General features: G+C 67.2%; 22 protein-coding genes, 1 tRNA gene and 2 pseudogenes. 11 read left to right on the top strand and 14 right to left on the bottom strand.

Annotated features, from left to right (window positions below):
- Nucleotides 1-107 precede the first annotated feature (107 nt).
- On the bottom strand, nucleotides 108-254 hold the full coding sequence (locus NKF06_RS07735) for a hypothetical protein (RefSeq protein WP_253245033.1): 147 nt from the start codon (nucleotides 252-254) through the stop codon (nucleotides 108-110).
- Between the two features lie 16 nt (nucleotides 255-270).
- Here NKF06_RS07735 and NKF06_RS07730 point away from each other — a divergent pair, with 16 nt between their 5' ends.
- The 4 genes and pseudogenes from NKF06_RS07730 to NKF06_RS07715 all read left to right on the top strand — a co-directional run bounded on the left by NKF06_RS07730 (nucleotide 271) and on the right by NKF06_RS07715 (nucleotide 3556).
- Nucleotides 271-1230: a DUF4129 domain-containing protein gene (locus NKF06_RS07730; RefSeq protein ID WP_253245032.1), complete on the top strand. Its 960-nt coding sequence runs from the start codon at nucleotides 271-273 to the stop codon at nucleotides 1228-1230.
- Nucleotides 1227-1799 (top strand): hypothetical protein, encoded by a 573-nt coding sequence (locus NKF06_RS07725; protein ID WP_253245031.1) that lies wholly within the window; start codon nucleotides 1227-1229, stop codon nucleotides 1797-1799. Before NKF06_RS07730 ends, NKF06_RS07725 begins: the two co-directional genes overlap by 4 nt.
- Nucleotides 1796-3062, top strand: a pseudogene (locus NKF06_RS07720) (DUF58 domain-containing protein). Before NKF06_RS07725 ends, NKF06_RS07720 begins: the two are co-directional and overlap by 4 nt.
- Nucleotides 3050-3556 (top strand): hypothetical protein, encoded by a 507-nt coding sequence (locus NKF06_RS07715; protein WP_253245030.1) that lies wholly within the window; start codon nucleotides 3050-3052, stop codon nucleotides 3554-3556. Before NKF06_RS07720 ends, NKF06_RS07715 begins: the two are co-directional and overlap by 13 nt.
- A 48-nt stretch (nucleotides 3557-3604) precedes the next feature.
- Here the strand turns inward: NKF06_RS07715 and NKF06_RS07710 are convergent, their stop codons facing one another.
- On the bottom strand, nucleotides 3605-4555 hold the full coding sequence (locus NKF06_RS07710; RefSeq protein ID WP_253245029.1) for an AAA family ATPase: 951 nt from the start codon (nucleotides 4553-4555) through the stop codon (nucleotides 3605-3607).
- A gap of 198 nt (nucleotides 4556-4753) precedes the next feature.
- Between NKF06_RS07710 and NKF06_RS07705 the strand changes: the two genes are divergently transcribed.
- Nucleotides 4754-4838: transfer RNA gene (locus NKF06_RS07705), tRNA-Ser, on the top strand.
- A gap of 402 nt (nucleotides 4839-5240) precedes the next feature.
- Here NKF06_RS07705 and bluB read toward each other — a convergent pair.
- Complete coding sequence (gene bluB, locus NKF06_RS07700) at nucleotides 5241-5897, bottom strand: 5,6-dimethylbenzimidazole synthase (protein ID WP_253245028.1); 657 nt, start codon at nucleotides 5895-5897, stop codon at nucleotides 5241-5243.
- Between the two features lie 369 nt (nucleotides 5898-6266).
- On the opposite strand from bluB, the gene NKF06_RS07695 reads away from it, so the two are divergent.
- A complete protein-coding gene (locus NKF06_RS07695; protein ID WP_253245027.1) occupies nucleotides 6267-6446 on the top strand; it encodes a hypothetical protein in 180 nt (59 codons plus the stop codon).
- Nucleotides 6447-6537: 91 nt separating this feature from the next.
- Here the strand turns inward: NKF06_RS07695 and NKF06_RS07690 are convergent, their stop codons facing one another.
- The gene (locus tag NKF06_RS07690; protein WP_253245026.1) at nucleotides 6538-8076 is read right to left on the bottom strand and encodes a (R)-citramalate synthase; all 1539 of its coding nucleotides are present in this window, start codon (nucleotides 8074-8076) and stop codon (nucleotides 6538-6540) included.
- Between the two features lie 252 nt (nucleotides 8077-8328).
- Nucleotides 8329-8676: a DUF192 domain-containing protein gene (locus NKF06_RS07685; protein WP_058825801.1), complete on the bottom strand. Its 348-nt coding sequence runs from the start codon at nucleotides 8674-8676 to the stop codon at nucleotides 8329-8331.
- 101 nt (nucleotides 8677-8777) lie between these two features.
- Here NKF06_RS07685 and NKF06_RS07680 point away from each other — a divergent pair, with 101 nt between their 5' ends.
- Complete coding sequence (locus tag NKF06_RS07680; protein ID WP_058825802.1) at nucleotides 8778-9320, top strand: hypothetical protein; 543 nt, start codon at nucleotides 8778-8780, stop codon at nucleotides 9318-9320.
- Nucleotides 9321-9481: 161 nt separating this feature from the next.
- Nucleotides 9482-10033: a GMP synthase subunit A gene (locus tag NKF06_RS07675; RefSeq protein WP_253245025.1), complete on the top strand. Its 552-nt coding sequence runs from the start codon at nucleotides 9482-9484 to the stop codon at nucleotides 10031-10033.
- 7 nt (nucleotides 10034-10040) lie between these two features.
- Here the strand turns inward: NKF06_RS07675 and NKF06_RS07670 are convergent, their stop codons facing one another.
- The gene (locus tag NKF06_RS07670; RefSeq protein WP_253245024.1) at nucleotides 10041-10181 is read right to left on the bottom strand and encodes a hypothetical protein; all 141 of its coding nucleotides are present in this window, start codon (nucleotides 10179-10181) and stop codon (nucleotides 10041-10043) included.
- 59 nt (nucleotides 10182-10240) lie between these two features.
- Between NKF06_RS07670 and NKF06_RS07665 the strand changes: the two genes are divergently transcribed.
- Nucleotides 10241-12154: a DUF2070 family protein gene (locus NKF06_RS07665; RefSeq protein WP_253245023.1), complete on the top strand. Its 1914-nt coding sequence runs from the start codon at nucleotides 10241-10243 to the stop codon at nucleotides 12152-12154.
- A gap of 195 nt (nucleotides 12155-12349) precedes the next feature.
- On the opposite strand, the gene NKF06_RS07660 is transcribed toward NKF06_RS07665, so the two are convergent.
- A complete protein-coding gene (locus tag NKF06_RS07660; protein WP_013440500.1) occupies nucleotides 12350-12487 on the bottom strand; it encodes a hypothetical protein in 138 nt (45 codons plus the stop codon).
- Nucleotides 12488-12540: 53 nt separating this feature from the next.
- On the opposite strand from NKF06_RS07660, the gene NKF06_RS07655 reads away from it, so the two are divergent.
- Nucleotides 12541-13815, top strand: a complete 1275-nt coding sequence (locus tag NKF06_RS07655; protein WP_253245022.1) for a transposase — start codon at nucleotides 12541-12543, stop codon at nucleotides 13813-13815.
- 49 nt (nucleotides 13816-13864) lie between these two features.
- Here NKF06_RS07655 and NKF06_RS07650 read toward each other — a convergent pair whose 3' ends face one another.
- The 6 genes and pseudogenes from NKF06_RS07650 to NKF06_RS07625 form a co-directional block, all read right to left on the bottom strand.
- Nucleotides 13865-14071: an HVO_0649 family zinc finger protein gene (locus NKF06_RS07650; RefSeq protein ID WP_049904953.1), complete on the bottom strand. Its 207-nt coding sequence runs from the start codon at nucleotides 14069-14071 to the stop codon at nucleotides 13865-13867.
- A 182-nt stretch (nucleotides 14072-14253) separates the two neighbouring features.
- The gene (locus NKF06_RS07645) at nucleotides 14254-14508 is read right to left on the bottom strand and encodes a DUF3194 domain-containing protein (RefSeq protein ID WP_004972953.1); all 255 of its coding nucleotides are present in this window, start codon (nucleotides 14506-14508) and stop codon (nucleotides 14254-14256) included.
- Entirely contained in the window at nucleotides 14509-14892 is a 384-nt protein-coding gene (locus tag NKF06_RS07640; RefSeq protein ID WP_004972952.1) for a prefoldin subunit beta, read from the bottom strand.
- A gap of 43 nt (nucleotides 14893-14935) precedes the next feature.
- Nucleotides 14936-15204 (bottom strand): annotated as a pseudogene (locus NKF06_RS07635) (KEOPS complex subunit Pcc1).
- Between the two features lies 1 nt (nucleotide 15205).
- The gene (locus NKF06_RS07630; protein WP_004044283.1) at nucleotides 15206-15340 is read right to left on the bottom strand and encodes a DNA-directed RNA polymerase subunit P; all 135 of its coding nucleotides are present in this window, start codon (nucleotides 15338-15340) and stop codon (nucleotides 15206-15208) included.
- A gap of 33 nt (nucleotides 15341-15373) precedes the next feature.
- Complete coding sequence (locus NKF06_RS07625) at nucleotides 15374-15643, bottom strand: hypothetical protein (protein WP_004972948.1); 270 nt, start codon at nucleotides 15641-15643, stop codon at nucleotides 15374-15376.
- A gap of 102 nt (nucleotides 15644-15745) precedes the next feature.
- Between NKF06_RS07625 and NKF06_RS07620 the strand changes: the two genes are divergently transcribed.
- Nucleotides 15746-16756, top strand: coding sequence for an NAD-dependent epimerase/dehydratase family protein (locus NKF06_RS07620; RefSeq protein ID WP_253245021.1), 1011 nt, complete (start codon nucleotides 15746-15748; stop codon nucleotides 16754-16756).
- Nucleotides 16757-16806: 50 nt separating this feature from the next.
- Here NKF06_RS07620 and NKF06_RS07615 read toward each other — a convergent pair whose 3' ends face one another.
- Nucleotides 16807-17532, bottom strand: a complete 726-nt coding sequence (locus tag NKF06_RS07615; RefSeq protein ID WP_058825808.1) for a DUF2103 domain-containing protein — start codon at nucleotides 17530-17532, stop codon at nucleotides 16807-16809.
- Between the last annotated feature and the right edge of the window lie 234 nt (nucleotides 17533-17766).

The following is a 17766-nucleotide window of genomic DNA, read 5'->3' as shown; positions in this document are numbered from 1 at the left end:
GTGGTGTCTGTGTGTCTCCCCCACCTCTCCTTCCCACCACCAATTCACTTGCAAGTGTGGTGTGTGGGTGTGACCCCCGGCGTTCGTCCGCCGTACCCGCGGATGGTTCACTTGTACGGGTGGTCTGTTCTGATGGCCTGTCTGACCGCGTCATCTTCGGGGCAGCCAGCAGGAATCTCGCTTGGTCCGGTCGGTCGAACGTCGTTCGCCCCACCGACGACCGCTTCGTCCCTCGAAATGTCTTTACCCCGCATACTGTTACCTACCATCGTGGACCGTTCCGCCCTCCGCGCACTCGCACTGGCCCTCCTCGCGGTCGTCGCCCTCTCGGTCGTCGCCGCCACCATCGATTCGACCGTCGTCAGTAGCGGCGGCCCGGTCGGTTTCGGTGGCGGTGAGACCGGCGGCGCAGTCGCTGGTGACACAGACGAGACCGGCGTCCGACCGACCGGTGATTCGTCCGTCAGTCTCAGTATTCCGACGCCGTGTCTCCCGTGGTTACTCTCACCCGGAATCCTCGCCGGGGTCGCCCTCGTCTTCGTCCTCCTCGGCGCGTACGCCTACCGAGAGACCGGATCGCTGCTCCCGCCACTCGCCATTTTCGTGGCGGTCGGCCCGCCGGTCGTCCTCCTGTTCGCGCTCCTCACCGCCTGTCGCCGCGAGTTCTCGTTTTCGTCTCGCGCCGCGGCTGCCGCGCGCAACGTGTCGTTTCTCCCCGCCGGCGGCGGCGGCAGCCTTGGCGACGGCGGTGCGGCACAGGCCGTCTCGCCGCCGACGCTCGTGTTCGGTCTCCTGTTGGGGGTCGCGCTCATCGTCGCGGTCTTCCTGCTCGTCACCGGGACCGGCGACTCCCCCGAGGCCGACGACGAAATCGACCCGGCTGCCGAGGAGGAGGAACCGAACGTCGCCGCCGTCGGCCGGGCCGCCGGGGCCGCGGCCCAGCGCATCGAAGACGGCGACGCCGACGTGGAAAACGAAGTGTTCCGCGCGTGGGGAGAGATGACGGCGCTCCTCGACGTGCCGAACCGTCGCGCCGCGACGCCCGCCGAGTTCGCGGATTCGGCCGTCGATGCGGGTATGGACCGCGACGACGTGGGCGACCTGACGACGCTGTTCGAGGAAGTCCGCTACGGCGGCTTCGAGGCGACGCCGGAACGCGAGCGCCGGGCAGTCGACGCGCTCAGGAACATCGAAGCCACCTACGCCGACGCACCGGAGGACGACCGATGACGCTCGCACGCCGGCTGTTCTTGCTCGTCGGCGTCGTCGCCACGGCCGCGGGCTTCGCGGTCGTCGCCGGCGTCTCGCTCGGCCTCGAACTGACGGATATCTTCCTCGGTCTCGTCGCAGCACTCGCGGCGCTCCAGGGGCTTCGGTACGTCCAGCGCCGCCGCGACACCTCGATGAACACCACGGTCACCGGCGACCCGGAAGCGAGAGTCGCAGTCCCGATACCTGGCTCCGACTTCGACGACGACCTCGTGTCGGCGGCGGGTCGGCGCACTCGCTGGGCCGCCCGCAAGCGAGTCGTCGACCGACTCGAAGCGCGGGCGACACAGGCACTCGTCGCCCGCGACGGTCGCGACCCCGAGGAAGCGGCCGCGCTCCTCGACACCGGCGGCTGGACCGACGACCCGGTCGCCGCGCGCTTTCTCGGCGCGTCCGTCTCGCTTCCGCTCCGCCAGCGCGTCCGACTCTTCCTGTCGGGACAGTCGTCGCTCACCGACCGCGCCGAGCGAACCGTCACCGCGATAGAGCGAATCGGCACCGGCGACGGCTCCACGGGTGAGCGCCGATGAGCCGCGGGTTCGACACCGAACGCTGGACCGCCTCGACGGCCTCGTCTCGTCGCGGCCGGCGCGGGCGTGTTCACCCGCGAGCCGTCGCTGCTCCTCGCGGCCGGCCTCGGCGTCGTCGTGCTCGGCTACGTCCGGGTCGCGTCGATTCCCGAGGTGTCGCTTCGCGTCGAGCGCGACCTCTCGGACGCGACCCCCGACCCCGACGACGAGGTCGAAGTCACGCTTCGGGTCACAAACGAGGGGTCGCGGACGCTGTTCGACCTCCGGATCGTCGACGGCGTCCCGCCGGCACTCGGCGTCGCCGACGGCCCCGCCCGACTGGGGACGGCGCTCCGACCGGGGGCGACCGCGACCGCGACCTACACCGTCACCGCCGTCCGCGGCGAGCACGCGTGGGACGAGACGGTCGTCGTCGTCCGCGACCCGAGCGGGGCCGTCGAGTCCCGCGAGACGGTCAGCGCCGAGACGACGCTCCGGTGTGAACCCGAACTCGCCGCGACCGCCGACCTGCCGCTTCGGGGCCTCACCTCGAAGTACGCCGGCCGCGTCGAGACCGACGTGCCGGGGTCGGGACTGGAGTTCGCCTCCATCCGCGAGTACCGCCACGGCGACCCGATTCGGCGCATCGACTGGAACCGCCGCGCCCGCACGGGCGAACTCGCCACGGTGGAGTTCAGAGAAGAGCGCGCGGCGTCCGTCGTCCTCGTCGTCGACACCCGCCCGGAGGCACACGTCGCTCCCGACGACGAGGCGGAGACCGCGGTCGAGCGCTCCGTGGACGCCGCGAGCGTCGCCTTCTCGGCACTCCTCGACAGCGGCGACAGCGTCGGCGTCGCAGCCTTTGGCCCCGACAAGTGCTGGCTCGCCCCCTCGTCGGGCGCCGACCACCGCGCCCGCGCCCGACGACTGTTCGCGACCCACCCGGCGTTCGCGCCGACGCCGCCAGACGGGGCCTTCTTCCCCTCCGTGGCCGTGCGCCGACTCCGGCGTCGGCTCGCCAGCGACGCGCAGGTCATCTTCTGCTCGCCGCTCGTGGACGATTACGGCGTCTCGGTCGCTCGCCGGTTGGAGGCCTACGGCCACGCCGTGACGGTCGTCTCCCCGGACCCGACAACGACATCGACCGTCGGGGCGCGACTCGCGCGCATCGAGCGCGACCTGCGACTCCGCGAACTCCGACGGAGTGGCGTCCGCGTCCTCGACTGGGGTGACGAACCGCTCGGGGTCGCGCTCGCGCGGGCCGAAGCGGGGTGGTCGCGGTGAGCGAAATCACCCGCAAGCCGACCCGGACGGGGACTGCGATGGCGTTGTCGGCCGCCGGGCTCACGACGTTCACGCTCGGGTTCACCACGTCCACCGCGGCGGTCGGCGGTCTCGTCGCGACGGTTGCGCTCGCCGCCGGACTGTTCCGGGGCTCGCGTCGAATCGTCGACGCCGCGGGCGGGCTGTTCTTCCTCTCGCTCCTCTTCGCGGGCGCGAGCGGGGCTGGAACGGAGGCGCTCCTCCTCGCCGCGCTCGGGTCGATACTCGCGTGGGACCTCGCGGAGAACGCGCGCTCTATCGGCGAACACCTCGGCCGCGAGACCGACACGCTCCGGCTCGAACTCGTCCACGCGGCGGCGACGCTCGTCGTGCTCGCGGTCGGCGCGGCCGTCGTCTACGGCGCGGACCGGGCGGCCGCCGGCGGCCAGCCCATTACGGCCGTCGTCTTACTGTTGGTCGGGGTGGTCGCGCTCGTGACGGTCGTCACGCGCTGAGCGGCGTGTCAACCTCGCGTCTCGCGTCTCCCGCTTCACGGCTCCCGACTACTCCAGCGTCGGCACGGTCACCCGGCCGAGCACGTCGTCGACGACGTCCGATTTCCGCACGTCTTCGACCCGCGCGTCCGGCGTCAGGACGAGGCGGTGGGCGAGCACGGACTGCGAGACGCGTTTCACGTCGTCGGGCGTGACGAACTCGCGGCCCTCGATGACGGCGCGGGCGCGGGTCGCCTCGAACAGCCGCTGGGTTCCGCGGGGCGAGACGCCGATTCGGACCCGGCGGTCAGTGCGCGTCTCTCGCGCGAGCTTCGCCATGTATTCGAGCAGGTCGTCCTCGACGCGGACCGACTCGGGCGCGCGGCGGATGGCGGCGACCGTGTCGCGGTCGAGGACGCGCTCGACGCTCGGGCTCTGTTCGCTCCGGCCGGCGCGCCGGTGGAGGAGTTCGACCTCGCCGTCGAGGTCGGGGTAGCCGATGGCCGACTTCACGACGAATCGGTCGACCTGCGCCTCGGGGAGAGTGAACGTCCCCTCCTGCTCGACGGGGTTCTGCGTGGCGATGACGAAGAACGGTTTCGGAAGCTGGTGGGTCTCGCCGTCGACGGTCACCTGCCCCTCTTCCATCGCTTCGAGGAGGGCGGCCTGCGTCTTCGGCGGCGCGCGGTTGATTTCGTCGGCGAGGACGACGTTCGCGAAGATGGGCCCCGGAGAGAACTCGAAGCTCCGCTCGCGTTCGTCGTAGATGTTCGTCCCGGTCACGTCGGCGGGAAGCAGGTCCGGGGTGAACTGCACGCGGGAAAACGACAGCCCGAGCGCGGTGGCGACGCTCCGCGCAGTGAGTGTCTTTCCGGTTCCCGGAACGTCTTCGAGGAGGACGTGACCGCGGGCGAGGACGCCCGTCAGGACGGTTTCGAGGAAGGCTCGGTCGGCGATGACGGCCTCCGAGATGGCGTCGAGCACCTCGGTGCACGTCTCGCTGGCCGTGTCGATGTCCATACACCTCCGGGGTCTGCGTGCGACTTATTCCCATTGGTCGGTGGCGCTCTAGTCGGTCGCTCGCCGGTCGTCGACTCCGCCCGCCCCGCCCGGACGCAGTTGAGCCACAGACTCGCCGACTGCGTCCGTGTGACTCCTCGCCGCGGCCCTCGGAAATCGAAACGGATTAAACTATCCGCGAGAGAGACAACGATGGAAGCCGAGGTAGCCTAGCCCGGCCAAGGCGGTAGATTCGAAATCTACTGTCCATTCGGACACGTGAGTTCAAATCTCACCCTCGGCGCTTCTCGCGGCCACAACGTTCCGAGCGGCGCGTCTCGTCGCGCCGCGACTCCGTGGCTGTGCCTGCGACGGCCTAGGGTTACATTTCGTCACCCAACCCCACTCTGCCAGATTTCTGACCGGTAGAATTGTTAGAGTTCCACCACGAACCCGGGCATGGAACACTCACTCGAACAGCGGCTCAACGCACTCGGCGTGGTACTATTCGGTGTCGTCGCCCTCCAAGGCTTTTCGCTCGGGGGGCCGGCTGGCGCAGTCGTGGCGCTGCTCGTCGGAGGAGTCGTCGGCTATACCGTGCTATTGTTCTCTGCACCGTCTCGGAGCGATTTTCGTCGATAGCTGACGATGCCCGTGGGGTTCGGAGGCGCGGGACGAACGCCTTCCCGAGTTCAAACGTTGTTCTTCAAACCGACCCTGACTCCCACCGTCCCCAGTGAACGAGTTCGCTCGTGTCGATGCGCTCGCGCCAGCCTTCTCGCTGGAGGACTGGCTTCTCGGGAAATCCGTCTTCGGGATAGCCGACGCAGAGATACGCAATCGGGTCGACGTGGTGCGGAATGCCCAGTACCTCGCGGACTTCGTGTGGGTAGAGAAACGATACCCAGCCGACGCCGATCCCCTCGGCCCGCGCGGCCAGCCAGAGGTTCTGCACGGCGAGACACGTCGAGTAGGCGTCCATCGCCTGCATGGTGTTGCGCCCGAGGACGTGCGGCGCGTCGCGGGTCGGGTCGCACGTGACGCAGATGTTCACCGGCGCGTCGGTGATGCCCTCCAGCTTCAACCGACCGAACTCCGATTTTCGGGGCTCTCGATAGCCCTCGCGGGCCGCCGCAATCGCCCGCTCCGCGATGGACGCGACGGCCGCCTTCGTCTCGTCGTCTTCGACGACGACGAAGTCCCACGGTTGCGAGAAGCCGACGCTCGGGGCGTGATGCGCGGCGTCGAGCAGTCGCGCCAGCGTCTCCTCCGGAACCGGATCGTCGCCGAACCGCCTGATATCCCGCCGCGCGTATATCGACTTGTACACTCCCGACCGCTCGCGCTCCGTGAACCCAACCATCGTTTCGGTAGTCCAGACTGGATTGCAAATCGGTTCTGATACGCCAGACGGCTCACGCTTCGCCTGCCGAAATAGTTACTAATCAGACATGAATGGTGGACCGTATGGACGCCACACTCGAACACAGACTCGAAGTCATCATCGCCCTCTGTTCCTGTTGCTCACCATCGAGGTCTACCGACTTGCCGGCTACTTCGGCGTCGCGTTCGTCATCGTGGCCACTCTCATCACCTTCGGACTGGGCTCGAAGCCGAGTTCGACCTGAGTCACGCTCTCCCTCGCGTGAGCGCCTCCCCCCGCGCAGTCCCTCGATTTCACTTTCACTCTCCTAGGATTCGATACATATCCCCTGCCCGCGTCAGCGCAAGTATGAGTGCGAACGTAGCAAGCGCGGACACGAGCGAACGGGACGGGACGCGACGCATCGACGTGACGACGGTCCGGACCGGCCGCGTCGCCGACTTCGCGGAGACGGAACTCGGCGACGCCGCTATCGGGTTCGAGCGCCGGGGCGGCTGGACGTATCTCGTCGCCAAAGAGACGCAGTAACTCGGAGAAACTGCGGTCTCAGAGCGAACTCGGTCACCCGCGAGCAGGGCCCGGAGAGCGGGAGCGGGCGCGAAGAAGCGGGGTCGTTTTCTCAGTCGTCGGCCGACGCGGGCGTCGGCGACGTGTGATTCGGCGCGAGCAGTCGGTCCAGCGCGTTCACCATCGCCTGGACGCTCGCCCGCGTGATGTCGGCGTGCGACGCCGCGACGGTGACGCTCCGGTCGCCGAGCGACATCGTCACCTCGACGGTCACGACGGCGTCGGTGCCGCCGGTGATGGCGTCGACGTGGTACTCGTCGAGTTGGGCGTCGGCGTCGGGGCCGAGCGCCTCGCGGACGGCTTTCACCGCGGCGTCGACCGGACCGGACCCGGTGCCCGAGGCGACGCGTTCCTCGCCCTCGACGCGGAGGCGGACGCTCGCGGTCGGGGTGCCGCCACCGGAGGCGGCCGTAAGGTCGAGCAGTTCGACTTGTCGGGCGCGCTCGCGGCCCTGTACGTCTTCTGCGAACGCGAGGAGGTCGGCGTCGGTGACGCGCTTGCCGCGGTCGCCGAGTTCCTTCACGCGCTCGACGACGGCCGCGACTTCCTCGTCGGTGGCGTCGACGCCGTGTTCGTCGAGGGCGGCCTTGACGCCGGCGCGGCCGGCGTGCTTTCCGAGGACGAGGCGGCGCTCGCGGCCGACCGTCTCCGGCGGGTACGGCTCGTACATCGCGTCGTCCTTGAGCGTCCCGTCGGTGTGGATGCCGCTCTCGTGAGTGAACGCGTTCTGGCCGACGACCGCCTTGTTCGGCGGGAGTGCGACGCCCGTGGCCTGTGCGACCTTCTGGGCGAGTGCGTACAGTTCGTCGAGCTTCACCGACTCCACGTCGTAGCAGTGGTCGAGCGCGATAGCGACCTCTTCGAGCGCGACGTTGCCGGCGCGCTCGCCGATGCCGTTGACCGTGGTGTGGACGAGGTCCGCGCCCGCAGCGAGGCTGGCGTGGACGTTCGCCATCGCGAGGCCGAGGTCGTCGTGGGTGTGCGTCGAGGTCGGTCCCAACTCGGCGAGTCGGGAGACAACCTCGTAGGTGTGTTCGGGGCTCGTGTGGCCGACCGTGTCGGCGAAACAGAAGCGGTCGGCACCCGCGTCGTGGCTGGCGCGGGCGAGCGATTCGAGGAACTCCGGGGCGGCCCGCGAGCCGTCCTCGCCGATGACCTCGACCCAGAGGCCGTGGTCCTTGGCGTAGGCGACGAGTTCGTCGGTGGTCTCGACGACGTCCTCACGGGTCGTCCCGACTTTCGACTCGACGTGTCGGTCGCTCGCCGGCACGACGAGCGTGATGCCGTCCACGTCGCAGTTGAGCGCGAGGTCGACGTCGTTTTTGACGCCGCGGGCGAAACTCGTCACCGTCGCGTCGAGGCCGAGCGACGTGACGCGCTTTATCGTCTCGCGCTCGCCGGGGCCGGTGCAGGCGCTCCCGGCTTCGATGTAATCGACCTCCGCGCGGTCGAGCGCCTGGGCGATGTCGGCTTTCTGGGCCGGCGTCAGCGAGACGCCGGGGGCCTGCTCGCCGTCGCGGAGCGTGGTGTCTAAGAGCTGTACTGAGTCAGAAGTGCGTAGCTCGGGGGTCTTCCCGAATCGTTCGTTCACGGTAGAATCGTATCCTTGTAGGTTAGAACCGTCGAATTTCACAGCCAGCCGTCTCGCGACGACTTACTCTATCCTCCGTCGGTGTGGTAGGTCCCGACATAGTAGTTGAACACATATGTCGTCGAGTGTATAAAAGAGATGGTTCCGACAGAAATTGGTGTCTCGGCGGGGCCGTCGTTGGAAGCGCGTTCACTTGGCGGCGCGGGGATCGTCAGCGGTGTCGGCGTCGCGGCCGGTCGGTTTCGCTGACCCTCACTGCGAGAGTTCGACCAAGTCGCCGGGGTCCACGTCGTCTGCCGCGCCCGCGGGGAGTTCGATGATGGTGTCGGCCATGCCGAAGCCGATGCCCGTCCACGCTGACAGCCGCTTTTTCTTCGTCACCTCGTCGCCGACGAGCCAGAGCGCGTCGATGTCGAACGGGACGAACACCATGTGGAGGCTGTGGCGGTCGGCGTCGTCGAACCGGAACACGAGGGCGTAGTCGTCCGGCACGGAGCCGCGGAACATCAGCCCGCGCGCCTGCGAGAGAAACGAATCGGCCGTCTCGACGTTCGACGCGAGCGTCGATTGGGCTCCGTTCTGTCGGTGAACGAGTCTCACGCCCCGGCTTCGACGGCGGGCGTGATGAATCCACCGCCGAGTGAGCGGGCCGTCTCCCGTCGAGAGCAACGTTTAGGCCCGCCCCGCCCCGAACGCGCTCCATGGAGCGGACGCCGACAGGCACGCCCGTGGGAGTCGACGACCCTTACGACCACGCCGGTCGCTGCGACCACCTCACGAGCGACGGCGCGTGTCGCCTCGCCCGCGAGTACGCCGACCGCGACCCGGCGTTCGCCCGCGAGCGCGCCCGAGCGGACTACGAGTGCGTCGCGGCCGCGGAGGGCTGTGACTTCCGCGACTGCCCGCACTACGCGTCGACGACGAACGGCCGCGAGTGCATCCGCTGCGGCCTCGAAGAGGTCCGCATGGCCCACGATTCGACCGCTCGCCCACTGCTCGAAGAACACCATCTCTCGTACGGCGGCCGCGGCGGTGATGGTGACGGCGACGGCGACGAACCCTCCCACGAAATCACGGTCGCGCTGTGTCGGTGGTGCCACACGAAGGTCCACAAGTCGTTCGCCCGCATCGACGACGACGCCTCGCCCGACGTCGAGGCCATCGCCGAGCGGGAGGGTCGCCGGACGAAGGAACTCGACGAACTCGGGTTTCAGACGGCGCGGGACCGCGCCGGCGACGAGTGAGTCGCGGAGGCCGACGAGGTGACAAGCGGCGACGAACCCACCCAACCACCGAAGCGACCTCCCGCGACCCAACCGTCCCCGACGTGCCAATCTGATGCACGGATACGCGTATCTCGACCACTCTTCGATTGACTTTTAGGCACGGTGGTCCAATCCGGGACATGACCCGCATCGTCGTCATCGACAACCACGGGCAGTTCACCCACCTCGAACGGCGCGCGCTCCGCGACCTCGGCGTCGACACCGAACTCGTCGACAACGACACCGACCCCGCGGACATCGACGCGGACGGCATCGTCCTCTCCGGCGGCCCCGACATGGAACGCATCGGCCGCAGTCCCGACTACCTCGACCTCGACGTGCCCGTCTTGGGCATCTGTCTCGGCATGCAGATTCTCGCGGAAGAACTCGACGGTCGCGTCGGCTCCGGCGACTACGGCGGCTACGCCGACGTGGACGTGGAAATCCTCGACGAGAACGACCCGCTCATCGGCTCGCTCGCCCCCGAGACCCGCGTCTGGGCCAGCCACGCCGACGAGGTCAAGGAGGTCCCCGAGGGCTTCACCCACACCGCCACGAGCGACGTGTGTACCATCGAGGCCATGAGCGACGCCGACCGCGACCTCTACGGCGTCCAGTGGCACCCCGAGGTCGCCCACACCGCCGAGGGCGAGGAAGTCTTCGAGAACTTCATCGACATCTGCGAGCGGTAATCGACGACTACGAGCGGTACTCGACAACTGCGAGCAGTCGGTCGCCTTCGACCGCAACCGCGACCGCGTTCGCCACGGCGACACCCCTTTTTCTCTCCGTCGTCGCGGCAGAAAAACCGCAATCAGGCGACACGACGCGGTCTCTCACAGTCGTTTCTCGGAACCAAGCCGAGACATTTACCGGCCTCCGTTTTGTCTGTTCGGGAAATGACCTCCACCCAGAGCGACCTCGCTGGGCTCTCGCGGTTCATCTTCCGCGCGCCCAGTTGGTATACGAGTCTCGGGTTCGCCCTGCTCGTCGCCGCGATGGCGGGTATCGGGGCGTTCGACTCCGGGGACCTCGCCGGCTCGTGGCGGGGCATCTTCTTCCTCGGCAGAGACGCTTGGGAAGGCATCTTCTTCATCGGGATTCCGACTGTCGTCGCGGCGTTCGGGACCACCGGCGTCGACCGGTTCGTCGGCGGGAAGCTGACGCACAACCGCTCGTCGCTCCTCGCGCTCGCCGGCGAGGTGATTATCGTCACGTTCCTCACCGGAGCCGCCATCGTCTCCGTCTTCACGGGCCTCGGCCAGACGTTCATCTTCGACGCGCTCGTGGTCGCCCTCGCGTCGGTGTTCGCCTTCCGCCTGCTCATCGTGATGGCCGTCTCACGGTCGTCGCTGCTCATCGCGGCGGTCCCGGCGAGCATCCAGACGCTCACGTCCGCCGCGCTCCTGTTTGTCTACAGCGGGACGCTCAGATTCTTCGAGGTAGGCGGCCCCATCCTCGACGCCTATCTGATGCCCTATCTCGCCCGCCCCGACCGGGCCCCGCCGGAGCTGTCGGCCATCGCGCTGAGTCACTTCCAACTCCTCGCTATCACCTGCGTGATGTACGCGCTCGGCGTCTACGTCTTCCTCCGCATCGTCGACCGCCCGTGGCGGCGGAGCCTCGGCGTGTCCGTCCTCGACTTCATCCGCGGCTTCATCGGCCACATCGCCGAAGGGACCCGCGAGCTGGAGGACTTCTTCGAACAGCTCGGCCAGGAGGCCATCGTCCCCGTCACCGTGCTCTCATTCGAGCGCGAGGACGGCACCGAGAAAGCCCGGTTCGTCCTGCCGATGATTCATCCCGGGCCGATGGGCGAAATCGGCGGCGGCAACTTCCCCGAACGCGTCGCCCGACGCGCCGAGGGCCTTGCGTTCCCGCCGCACGCGACCGCCGGCCACGACTTCAACCTCGTGACCGAACGCGAGGTCGACGTGGTCCTCGACGCGGCCGACGACGCCTACGAGCGCATCGAGTACAGCCCGGACGTGACAGAAAGCGTTCGCGTGCAGTCCGGCGACGCGAAGATGCTCGGCCAGCGCTTCGGCGACGACGCGCTCCTCGTATCGACGTACGCCCCGCAGTTCGCCGACGACGTGGAGTACGCGGTCGGCCTCTCGGCGTCCGCCGAGGCCCGAACCACGGGCCTGCGGGATGTACTCCTCGTCGACGCCCACAACTGTAACAACGGGCTCCAAGGTGCCGACCTCGGCCACGTCACCCCGGGGAGCAAGCGGTCGTTCGACATGATTACCGCCGCCGGGCTCGCGGGCGAGGAACTCTCCGCGTCGTCGCCGGAGTCGCTCTCCTTGGGGACGGCGTTCGACCCGACCGACTGGACGCCGCGGGAGGGCATCGGCCCGCTGGGCATCCGCGTGGCCGCGACGAACGTCGGCGACCAGACGACCGCGTACGTCCTCATCGACGGGAACAACATGGAACCGGGGCTGCGCGACCGCATCGTCGAGGGGCTCACGACCGGACCGAACGCGAAAGCCGACGTCGCCGAGGTGATGACGACCGACACGCACATCGTCAACACCGTCGAGGCGGAAAACCAGGTCGGCGCGGCCATCGACCCCGACGAACTCCGCGAGACCATCGACCGCCTCGTCGACGAGGCGCTCGCGGACGCCGAACCCGTCGTCGCCGGCATGGCGACCGAGCGCGCCGAGGTGACGATTTTCGGCAACGACCGCACCGAGACGCTCGCCAGCCACGCCAACGTCGTCGTCTCGATGGGCGGGGCGCTCGCGCTCGCGCTCATCCTCGCGGCGATGGCCGTCAGTCTGCTCGTGTTCTTCCTCCCGTAGGTGACGCTGGCGACACGTCGCCCGCACCACCCTCGTCTCCCGCACCCCGTTTACCGACGGGTCCGGCGTCGCCACTCACGATTCGATTCGAGCGACGAGCAACCTTCCCGTCGCACTACCTGATTTAAGCAGAGAGTCCCGCCGTTCACGGCGGGCGTGAATCCGACACTCTACTGCACAACCTACGTTCGACGCTTACTCCGGGGTATCCTCCCTGACTTTCTTCTCGCCTTCGAGTAGCAGCCCCTTCCACGTCAATCCACGGTGCTTCTTCAGTTCCTTCAACCGCTCGTACTGTTCGTCGTCGTCAAACTCGATACGAACTTCGACCATATAATAACACATTAATCCCATACTTATGTGTGTTCGGATACAACCAGTAGGTGATGAAGCGAACCAACACCTTCGAGGTGATTCCGCAGTCCGACGCGGACGAGGAGTTGCTTCGACGCCTGTTGGACGCTTCTGCCGCTCTCTGGAACGAAATCAACTACGAGCGCCGCGAACACTATGCTGACTCAGACGAAGACGTGTGGGAAATCAGCGAGTATCGCGGTCGCTACGGCGGAACACTCGGCGCTTCCACAGTTCAGCAAATCGAACGCAAGAACCGCGAAGCGTGGAAATCGTTCTTCGCGCTCCAGAAGAAGGGCGAAGCCAACGGCAAGCCCGGATTCTGGGGCAACGCCGAGGACGGCCGCGAACTCCGAACGTACATTCGGAACACCTCGTACACCGTCGAGTGGGGCGAATACTCCCGGCTTGAAATCCTCGTCGGCCATGACCTGAAAGAGGAGTACGGTCTTGGATACCGCGAGAGGCTTCGGCTCGAAGTTCGGGGCGAACCCAACTGGAAAGAGTACGACAAGCAAGGCCGGTTGGAGTTGTTCTGGGACGAGAACGCACAGACATTCAGGGCCTTTCAGCCAGTAACTATCGACAATTCTCGACTGGCACAACCATTGGCTTCGGAAGAAGCCGCTCTGGACATTGGTGCGAACAACCTCGTCGCCTGCACAACCACGACCGGCCAACAATACCTATACGAAGGTCGTGTCCTGTTTGAGCGATTCCGCGAGACGACGCGAGAAATCGCCCGACTCCAATCACTCTTGGAGGACGGTCGGTACAGTAGTCACCGAATCCGACGCCTGTACGACCGGCGAACAAAACGTCGTGACCACGCCCAAGATGCTCTTGCCCGCGACCTCATCGAACGCCTGTACGACGAAGGCGTTTCGACGGTGTACGTCGGGGCACTAACGGACGTGCTGGACACGCACTGGTCGGTGGAGACGAACGCGAAAACACACAACTTCTGGGCGTTCAGAGCGTTCGTGAACCGACTGGCGTGTACCGCCGAAGAATACGGTATGTCGGTTGAGGTTCGGTCGGAGGCGTGGACGAGTCAGGAATGTCCGAACTGCGGTTCCACGACAGACACGATTCGTCATCAGGATACGCTGACGTGTCCGTGTGGGTTTGAAGGACACGCTGACCTCACGGCGTCAGAGACGTTCTTGAGACGGCAGACGACGGTAACACGGTCGATGGCACGGCCTGTATGCCTCAAGTGGGACGACCATCACTGGTCAGAGTCACCACGCTCAGTTCCCAACGAGGAGCATACGAACCCGCAAGTTGCCTCCGTGGGTCGGTAAACGATACCCCCAGCGCGAGGAAACCTCGCCGTTCACGGCGAGGAGGATGTCATTTCAGCGAGAGCGTTCGCGTCTCGATAGCGCCGCAACTCGGACAGACCCGCCGGTAGAACACGCTCGACCCGGTTGTCTTGGCGGACCACTCACCGTCGCTGTCGGTGAAGCCACACTTCGAACAGGTGAGGTCGGCCTCGCTGTATCGCTCTCGCAACCGGTCCAGTGCGGTCGTCCCTCTTGGCGTCCTTCTGATTGACATGAGGTAACATACACCACTGTCCTGTTTAATTGTGTCGTATGGCACAATCCCTAGGCGCAGTGATACTTGCGGAATCCAAAAATCACCGCCCGAATCACTCACATTCGGCCCGCCTTCGACCGGTACAGCGCCGCCGCTCACCGGGAGAAACCGAGTGCGGGGGGTGCCCGCGAGAACGTCCCTTACTCTTCGTCGGCGGCCGCGAACAGTTCGTCCACGGCCTCCTGCGCCGTCAGCGCCGCCTCCTCGGCGACGGCTTCCGCGTCGTCGGCATCGTCGGGCGCGTTGACGTACACGTCAACGTCGAGGACGCCGTCTTCGAACGTCACGGTGACGTCGAAGTCCTTGACGCGAGACTGCTTGAAGCGGGCGAAGATGAGGCCCTCAGCCGCTTCCGCGGCGGTCTGGACCACTTCTTCGTCCGTCGGCTGTGGCATTTACGCGCCGCCGGGGCCCATCGGACCCGCGCCGCCCGCGCCGCCCTGGAGCATCTGCTGGAGCTCTTCCTGCAGGCTCTCGAACTTCTCCTGCACGCGCGTCTCCTGCTTCGTGAGCTGTTCGACGCGCACTTCGAGGCTCTCGACCTTCTCTTCGAGGTCGTCCTTGGCCGCTTCGTAGTCGGTCTCGATGAGGAGTTCGCCGACCTCGCGGTACATCTTGGAGTCAGCGTCGATTTCCTCGAGCGTGGTGAGCGCCGTCTGTGCTTCGTTGAGCGCGGTTTCGGAGGACTGCTTCTGCTCGGAGACGTTCTGGGCGGTCTCCTGAAGGTTCTGCAGTTCTTCGAGCTTCTCTTGGGCTTCCGGCGGCAGACTTCCCTGCATACCCGAACCGACGGGACGCCGGCCCTAAAACACCCGCGGTCTCCTACGCGGATCCGGACAGTGGCTCGCCGGCGTCCGCGACGCGCTCTGCGGTCTCGACGAGGCGTATCCACGAGTTCACGCCCGCGCGGAGCGCGACGAGGTCGTCGGCTCGACGGTGACGACGACGGTCCGCCCCTCGCGGCCGACGCGGGCACCGGACCGGGCGTCGTCTATCTCGCCTTCCTCGACGGCGACGCTCCGCTCGACGACGCGTGCGCGTCGCTCGTCAGAATAGTCGAATTCGAGCGAAGCGCTGTGCGCTGGACGCACGCTACTCGACGGCGACTTCTTTGACGTTGGGGGACCGCTCCTTCAGCAGGACGCGGTGCCCGCAGTACGGACAGCGGACGCCACCGAACTCGTCCAGTTCGACATCGCGCTTGCACCGGGAACACTTGTAGCTCATTGTGAGATGTGAAGAGTCGAGGCTACTTGAGAGTTATTCGTCCTCGCCGGTGAGCGCGGCGCGGATGGAGCGGCGGACCTGCTTGCCTGCGGGGGTCTGCGGGCGGTAGGTACCGCCGGTGAAGACCTCACCGGTCTCTTCGTTCTTCCAGATGCCGGTTCCGACGCGGGTGACGTCGTCGCCGTCGACTTTGGAGTTGCGCATCTCTGCTTCGATTTCCTTGACACGGCGTCGAGCGACGCGGCCGTACCGCGCGCCGAAGCGCCCGGAACTACCGACGGATCGAGCCTTCTTGTCGGCCATAGTACCGCGAACTACCTCGCCGGTATGGATAAACCCTACGAGTCGTCTCGGCATGTGACGGGCCTAGACACCGCTTTGTCGCCGGCGTGCGTACGGGAGGCCATGACACAACACGTGGTGGTCGGTGCTGGCCCGGTCGGACTCGCGGTGATGGAACAGCTCAGGGAACGCGGGGCGGACGTGGCCGCGGTGACGCGCCACGAACCAGACTTCCTCCCTGAGGGCGTCGAGAGCCGCCTCGCCGACGTGCTCTACCCCGACCGCGCCGTCGCGGCGCTCGCGGATGCGGATGTCGTCTACCACTGCGCGCAACCGCCGTACGACGAGTGGCCCGAACTGTTTCCCGACCTCACCCGCGGCATCGTCGCGGGAGCCGAAGCCGCCGGCGCGCGCCTCGTCGTCGCCGAGAACCTCTACATGTACGGCCCGGTGCAGGTCCGCCTCACCGAGGACCTCCCGTACGCCGCCACCGGCCCGAAGGGCCAGACCAGAGCCGAGTGCGCCGACATCGTCCTCGACGCCCACGAGGCGGGCCGCATCGAGGCCACCATCGGCCGTGCCAGCGACTTCTTCGGCCCGCGCGTCCGCGAATCGGCCGTCGGCGAGCAGGTGTTCGGAGCCGCCGTCGCCGGCAAGCGCGCGAAGGTGTTCGGCGACCCGCGACTCGCCCACACCTACACCTACGTCCCCGACTTCGCGCGGGCGCTCGTCCTCCTCGGCGAGCGCGAGGAGGCGCTCGGCGAGGTCTGGCACGTCCCGAACCCCGAGACGGTCTCGACGCGCCGCTTCGTCGACCTCGTCTACGAGGCCGCCGACATCGACCCGGGCTTTCCGCACATCATCGCCGCGACGGGGCTCGCGCTGACCATCGGCGGCTACCTGAGCGCGCCGCTGAAGGAGCTCTCCGAGATGCGCTACGCCTTCGAGGAACCGTACGTCGTTCGCGACGCGAAGTTCCGCGAGACGTTCGGGGACGCCGTCGAACCGACGCCGCTGCGAGACGCCATCGCCGAGACGGTCGCGTGGTACGAAACGCAACGGGAAGACGCAGCGGCCGAGGCCGAGCCGATTCACATCGAGACGGTTTCGGAGGGGACCGCCGAGTCGGCCTGAGTCAGCCATTCGATTCCGATTCCGATTCCGACTCGGCGTGTTTTCCGCCGCTACGTGTCTTGTAACTCGTCTTCTCGCAGCGCCTCGTTCAGGTCGTCGCGGACGCGCTCGCCCGTCTCACGGTTCATCGCCGTCGTGACGATTCGGTTCTCTTGGACGCTCGACCCGTCTCGTAGGAGGAGTCTGACGTTGCCGTTGTCGTCGGCGCGGGTGACCTTCGCCCGGAGCCCCGTCCGCGACCCGGTCCCCCCGGCGTCGATGGGACCGGGAATGACCTTCTTGACGTGCGGGTGGCCGGCGACGACGCCGATTGCCCGGCGGCCCCGTCGCCCCCCGATGAGCGTGCTGTGGCTCCCGCCCAACTTCTCGGCGGGCGGGATGTCGACGACCTCCAGCGTCCGCTCGCCGCGGGTGTCGAGGACGCGCTGGACCGGATTGTCGTCGGAGACGCGGTAGAACTCGTGGTGGAGTTGGGCGCGCGTCTCGCGGAGCGGGCCGCGCTCGCCCGCGGCGTACACGGTCTCGGGGCGCTTGCGCCGAATCTCGTCGGCGACGAGGCCGGCGAAGTTGCGGAGTTGGACGACCTTCGTCTCGTCGTCCGACTCGGGAATCGTCGTGACCGTCGTCTCGCCGAGCACGTCCTCCTCGTCGAGGAACGTCAGCGTCGCGCGGTCGGCCTCGAAGACGGCCACGACGGCGTCGCAGTTGGCGGTGTTGCAGGTGAGACAGTAGTCTCCCGGCTTCTCTAACGGGTTTCCACACCGCCGACAGTGCATATCGACGTGTCGGGCGTGCGCGTACAAAAGGCCGTTTATGCCGGCCGGCGCAGACGCGCCGCGACTCCCGGCGCGCGTCGCCCGGCGAAACATATTCGTCCCCGTGTCCGAGAGTCCACTTCGTATGCGCCGCCGCGCCCTTCTCGCGTCGCTGTCGCCGCTCGCGCTCGCCGGCCTCGTCGGACTGGTCGCGCTCGCGCTCGACCCCGAGACGACCGTCCGCCTCGCCCACGC

The sequence above is a fragment of the Haloferax sp. AB510 genome, from assembly GCF_024136985.1.
Taxonomy (GTDB): domain Archaea; phylum Halobacteriota; class Halobacteria; order Halobacteriales; family Haloferacaceae; genus Haloferax.
Note: the sequence above shows the minus strand (reverse complement) of the source record. Positions and strands in the feature narration are given on the sequence as shown.

Bases quoted from the DNA above. Each gene is read 5' to 3' on its own strand.
- NKF06_RS07665 (WP_253245023.1), top strand. From the start codon at position 10,241: ATGACCTCCACCCAGAGCGACCTCGCTGGGCTCTCGCGGTTCATCTTC.
- NKF06_RS07695 (WP_253245027.1), top strand. From the start codon at position 6,267: ATGAGTGCGAACGTAGCAAGCGCGGACACGAGCGAACGGGACGGGACG.
- NKF06_RS07615 (WP_058825808.1), bottom strand. From the start codon at position 17,532: ATGCACTGTCGGCGGTGTGGAAACCCGTTAGAGAAGCCGGGAGACTAC.
- NKF06_RS07655 (WP_253245022.1), top strand. From the start codon at position 12,541: ATGAAGCGAACCAACACCTTCGAGGTGATTCCGCAGTCCGACGCGGAC.
- NKF06_RS07725 (WP_253245031.1), top strand. From the start codon at position 1,227: ATGACGCTCGCACGCCGGCTGTTCTTGCTCGTCGGCGTCGTCGCCACG.
- bluB (WP_253245028.1), bottom strand. From the start codon at position 5,897: ATGGTTGGGTTCACGGAGCGCGAGCGGTCGGGAGTGTACAAGTCGATA.
- NKF06_RS07675 (WP_253245025.1), top strand. From the start codon at position 9,482: ATGACCCGCATCGTCGTCATCGACAACCACGGGCAGTTCACCCACCTC.
- NKF06_RS07650 (WP_049904953.1), bottom strand. From the start codon at position 14,071: ATGTCAATCAGAAGGACGCCAAGAGGGACGACCGCACTGGACCGGTTG.
- NKF06_RS07660 (WP_013440500.1), bottom strand. From the start codon at position 12,487: ATGGTCGAAGTTCGTATCGAGTTTGACGACGACGAACAGTACGAGCGG.
- NKF06_RS07625 (WP_004972948.1), bottom strand. From the start codon at position 15,643: ATGGCCGACAAGAAGGCTCGATCCGTCGGTAGTTCCGGGCGCTTCGGC.
- NKF06_RS07630 (WP_004044283.1), bottom strand. From the start codon at position 15,340: ATGAGCTACAAGTGTTCCCGGTGCAAGCGCGATGTCGAACTGGACGAG.
- NKF06_RS07680 (WP_058825802.1), top strand. From the start codon at position 8,778: ATGGAGCGGACGCCGACAGGCACGCCCGTGGGAGTCGACGACCCTTAC.
- NKF06_RS07645 (WP_004972953.1), bottom strand. From the start codon at position 14,508: ATGCCACAGCCGACGGACGAAGAAGTGGTCCAGACCGCCGCGGAAGCG.
- NKF06_RS07640 (WP_004972952.1), bottom strand. From the start codon at position 14,892: ATGCAGGGAAGTCTGCCGCCGGAAGCCCAAGAGAAGCTCGAAGAACTG.
- NKF06_RS07620 (WP_253245021.1), top strand. From the start codon at position 15,746: ATGACACAACACGTGGTGGTCGGTGCTGGCCCGGTCGGACTCGCGGTG.
- NKF06_RS07710 (WP_253245029.1), bottom strand. From the start codon at position 4,555: ATGGACATCGACACGGCCAGCGAGACGTGCACCGAGGTGCTCGACGCC.
- NKF06_RS07735 (WP_253245033.1), bottom strand. From the start codon at position 254: ATGCGGGGTAAAGACATTTCGAGGGACGAAGCGGTCGTCGGTGGGGCG.